Source organism: Nocardia farcinica (genome assembly GCF_029867845.1).
In the GTDB taxonomy this organism is placed as follows: Bacteria; Actinomycetota; Actinomycetes; order Mycobacteriales; family Mycobacteriaceae; genus Nocardia; species Nocardia farcinica_A.
On the sequence record NZ_JARWRU010001178.1, the window covers coordinates 1 to 4,691 of the forward strand.

Below are 4,691 nucleotides of genomic sequence, written 5' to 3' on the forward strand. Positions count from 1 at the left end.
CGCCCTCGCACCAGACGCACCCCACCCCCGTCGCGGCGGGGTGGGCTATTTGCCCTGCGCCGGGGGCTTAACGGCCCCGTGCGGGGCCGTCCGCCCGTGCCTGGCACGGCCGTCCCCCGACTGCCGCGATGAACGCCTTCACCCTAGGTCGGCCGGGGGCGCGCGTCGAGAGCGAGCGCGGCGGACGGGAGACGGTCAGGACGCCGGAGCGGGCGCGCGATGGTGCGCGGCCAGCCCGCCGAGCGCGAGGACGGCGACCGCGAGCAGGGCGATCACCCCGGCGAGCACGATCAGTCCCATGGTCAGGGAGATGTAGCCCTGAGTGCGCGGATCGAGGAACGGATACGGGTACCAGTCGGCCAGCGGCCCCCTGACCAGCGTGTAGACCGCGTAGAGCGCGGGGTGGAGCAGCCAGCCACCGATGACCCGGCCGGTGACGGCGAGCGCGACCGGGGCGACGACCCAGTCGGTGGCCAGCACGAGCGGCAGGATGCGGTGCAGGATGTCGTTGATCCACCGCTCGGTGAGCATGACATCGACGTCGGCGAGCAGGACGGCGTAGACCACGCCGGTGATGGTCAGGTAGAGCGTGGCGGCGCCGCGCACGAGTTGCCAGCGCGCGCCCCTCGGATCGCGCAGGCCGCCGACGAGCAACACGACCACCCCCAGCGCGGCGGACTGGATGGTGAAGTAGCTCAGGTAGTTGCCGATGGAGAAATCGCCACTCGCCCCTGGCTCCCGCAACGGTATCCAGAGCAGCGCCATGAGACCGAGCAGGGCGAAGGCCACGCGCGAGCACCCGATCCATCGCGCGGTGCCCGAACCGGCGTCCATGGGCCAGATCTTCGCACACCGACGCCGCCGCGACCGGTAGATCACCTCACACCGCGAACGATCGGCTATCGATCCCCGTGGCCGCGCCCGGAGGTCACCCCGGCCCGCCCGGTAGTCTGGATGGGCAATGACCAGGACAGCCACCACCGGAACCCGCGAGCTCCGCACCCGCCTGGCGAATCTCTCCCTCCGTGACGAACACCGGCTCCGCCGCAGGCTCGACCGCGCACGGGCCGCCGATCTCGACGAGATCGCCGCCGAGATCGCCGCGGCCGAGGCGCGCATCGAGTCACGGCGGGCCTCGGTCCCCCGGATCAGTTACCCCGAGCAGCTGCCGGTCAGCGCGCGCCGCGACGACATCGCCGCCGCCATCGCCGCCAACCAGGTCGTGGTGGTGGCCGGTGAGACCGGTTCCGGCAAGACCACCCAGATCCCCAAGATCTGCCTCGAACTCGGGCGCGGCATCCGGGGCGTGATCGGCCACACCCAGCCGCGCAGGCTGGCCGCGCGCACGGTGGCCGAGCGGATCGCCGAGGAGCTGGGCACCGAACTCGGTGAGACGGTCGGCTACACCGTCCGCTTCACCGATCAGGTCTCCGAGCACACCCTGGTCAAGCTCATGACCGACGGCATCCTGCTGGCCGAGATCCAGCGCGACCGATTGCTGCGCCGCTACGACACGATCATCATCGACGAGGCGCACGAGCGCAGCCTCAACATCGACTTCCTGCTCGGCTACCTGGCCCAGCTGCTGCCCCAGCGCCCGGACCTGAAGGTGATCATCACCTCGGCCACCATCGACCCCGAGCTGTTCGCCCGGCACTTCGCCGGCCCGGACGGCACGCCCGCGCCGATCGTGGAGGTCTCCGGCCGGTCCTACCCGGTGGAGATCCGCTACCGGCCGCTGAGCCTGGAACTGCCCGCGGGCGACCCAGGCGATCTCGACGACCCCGACGACGAGCCGGCCGACGACACGGCCACCGTGGTGGACCGCGACCCGGTCGACGCCATCGGCGAGGCGGTGCTCGAGCTGTTCGACTCCGGTGACGGCGACATCCTGGTCTTCCTCTCCGGCGAACGCGAGATCCGCGACACGGCCGACGCCCTGCGCGAGCTGAAGCTGCCGAACACCGAGATCCTGCCGCTCTACGCCCGGCTGTCGGCGGCCGAGCAGCACAAGGTGTTCGCCCCGCACACCGGCCGCCGGGTGGTGCTGGCGACCAACGTGGCCGAGACCTCGCTGACCGTGCCCGGCATCCGCTATGTGATCGACCCCGGCACCGCCCGCATCTCCCGCTACTCGGTGCGCACCAAGGTGCAACGGCTGCCGATCGAGCCGATCTCCCAGGCCTCGGCCCGCCAGCGCTCCGGCCGCTGCGGTCGCGTCGCCGACGGCATCTGCATCCGGCTGTACTCCGAGGAGGATTTCGAATCCAGGCCTGCGTTCACCGAACCGGAGATCCTGCGCACCAACCTGGCGGCGGTCATCCTGCAGATGACCGCGCGCGGGCTGGGCGACATCGAGAAGTTCCCGTTCGTGGAGGCCCCCGACCGGCGGGCCATCCGCGACGGCATCGCCCTGCTCCAGGAACTGGGCGCGCTGGCCGGTCCCGAGTCCGGCGCCGGGTCGCACGACGGGCATGAGGTGCGCGTCTCGGACGGCGACACCGGGCCCGAACCCGCCGCCGCCTCGCAGCGGCAGGCCGGATCCGGGGGCCGCGGCCGGACGAGGGGTTCGTCCCGCGGGCGCGGCCGCGAGGGTGCTGGCGGCATGGCGCTCACCCCGATCGGCCGGGAGATGGCCCAGTTGCCGGTGGACCCGAGAATGGCGCGCATGCTGGTGCAGGCGCACCGCAACGGCTGTCTCAGCGATGTGCTGGTCATCGTCGCGGCCCTGTCCATCCAGGACGTGCGCGAGCGGCCGGCCGACCACCAGCAGGCCGCCGACGCCCGCCACGCCCGCTTCGTGGTGGAGGGCTCGGACTTCCTGGCCTTCCTCCGGCTGTGGGACTACCTCACCGAACAGCGGAAAACACTGTCGTCCAACCAGTTCCGGCGCATGTGCCGGGAGGAGTTCCTGCACTACCTGCGCATCAGGGAATGGCAGGACCTGCACGGCCAGCTGCGCACCATCACCCGCGGGCTCGGCTGGCACTCCGAGCGCCGCGACCCCGCCGCGGCCCGGCGCGCCGCGCCCGGGCAGCACGCGGAGTCCGAGGGCGCCGGGTCGAGAGGTCCAGGGGCGGGCGCCGCGCAGCCAGGGGGGACCAGGGCGAAAGGCGCCAAGGGCAGGCGCTCCGGCTCACAGCGGGTCCCGGCCCGGCCGAGTGCGGCGCGGGACGGCGAATCCGTTGTGCCGGAAGGTGATTGGGACGCCACCGCGATCCACCAGTCACTGCTGGCCGGCATGCTCTCCCACATCGGCGTGCGGGAAGCCGACTCACGGGAGTTCCTCGGCGCGCGCGGCGCCAAATTCATGATCTTCCCCGGCTCCTCGCTGGCGAAGAAACCGCCCCGCTGGGCCATGGCCGCCGAACTGGTGGAGACCTCCCGGCTGTGGGGAAGGATGGCCGCGCGGGTGGAACCGGAGTGGGCCGAGCGGCTGGCCGGGCACCTGGTCAAGCGCACCTACTCCGAGCCGCACTGGTCGGCCAAGCGCGGCGCGGCGCAGGCCTACGAGCGGGTCACCCTCTACGGCGTCCCGTTGGTCACGCGACGCCCGGTCGACTACGGGCGCATCGACCCGGAGCACTCCAGGGAGCTGTTCATCCGGCACGCCCTCGTCCAGGGCGAGTGGCGCACCGAGCACGCGTTCTTCCACCGCAACCGCGCGTTGCTCGACGACGTCGCCGATCTCGAGCATCGGGCCAGGCGCCGCGACATCCTCGTCGACGACGAGGTGCTGTTCGAGTTCTACGACAAGCGCATCCCCGCCGAGGTCGTGTCGGCGCGGCACTTCGACGGCTGGTGGAAGAAGACCGGACGCGAGGACCCCGAACTGCTGGACTTCACCACGCAGACGGTGGTCAACGAGTCCGCGGCCGCGCTTGACCCCACCGACTTCCCCGACGCCTGGCGGCAGGGCGAGCTGAGCTTCCCGCTGACCTACCAGTTCGAGCCAGGGCAGGACGACGACGGCGTGACCGTGCGCATCCCGGTCGAGCAGCTGGCGCACGTGCGGCCGGTCGGCTTCGACTGGCTGGTGCCCGGCCTGCGGGCCGAACTGGTGGGCGCGCTGATCAAGACGCTGCCGAAATCGTTGCGCCGCAGCGTGGTTCCGGCACCCGACTTCGCCGCGGCGGCCCTGGCGGCGCTCACCCCGCGCGCCGAGCCGCTGCGCGTCGGCCTGGCCAGGGAGCTGTCCCGGCTCGGCGGGGTCACCATCACCCCCGCCGATCTCGATCCCGAGGCGCTGCCCCCGCACCTGCGCATGACCTTCGCCGCCGTCGACCGCTCGGGCACGGTGCTGGCCACCGGCAAGAACCTGACGGAGTTGAAGTCGGCGCTGGCCGAACAGGTCTCGAAGTCGGTGGCCCGGGCGACCGCGGGCGCCGAACGCGCCCCCGCGACGGTGTGGACCTCCGAGTCGCTAGGCACCGTCCCGGAGACGGTGCGCAGGCAGGTAGCCGGCCAGACGGTGACCGGCTATCCGGCGCTGGTGCCGGAGGGCGACGGCGTCGCGGTGCGGGTGCTCAGCTCACCGGCCGAACAGGCCGCCGCCATGGCTTCGGGGACGAGGGCGCTGGTGCTCGCCGCCGTCCCGACCTCGGTGCGCGCGGTCACCGCCGGACTCCGGCCCGCCGACCGGCTCGCGCTGAGCCAGAATCCGTACGGCTCGCTCGACGCTCTCGTGGCGG

At 72.3% G+C, this 4,691-nt stretch carries 2 protein-coding genes; one reads left to right on the forward strand and one right to left on the reverse strand.

Annotated features, from left to right (window positions below):
- Nucleotides 1-195 precede the first annotated feature (195 nt).
- A complete protein-coding gene (locus QH283_RS26250; RefSeq protein WP_280505613.1) occupies nt 196-834 on the reverse strand; it encodes a Pr6Pr family membrane protein in 639 nt (212 codons plus the stop codon).
- Between the two features lie 127 nt (nt 835-961).
- Between QH283_RS26250 and hrpA the strand changes: the two genes are divergently transcribed.
- Nucleotides 962-4,691: ATP-dependent RNA helicase HrpA (gene hrpA, locus QH283_RS26255; protein ID WP_280505614.1), on the forward strand; the 3,730-nt coding region annotated here is incomplete at its 3' end.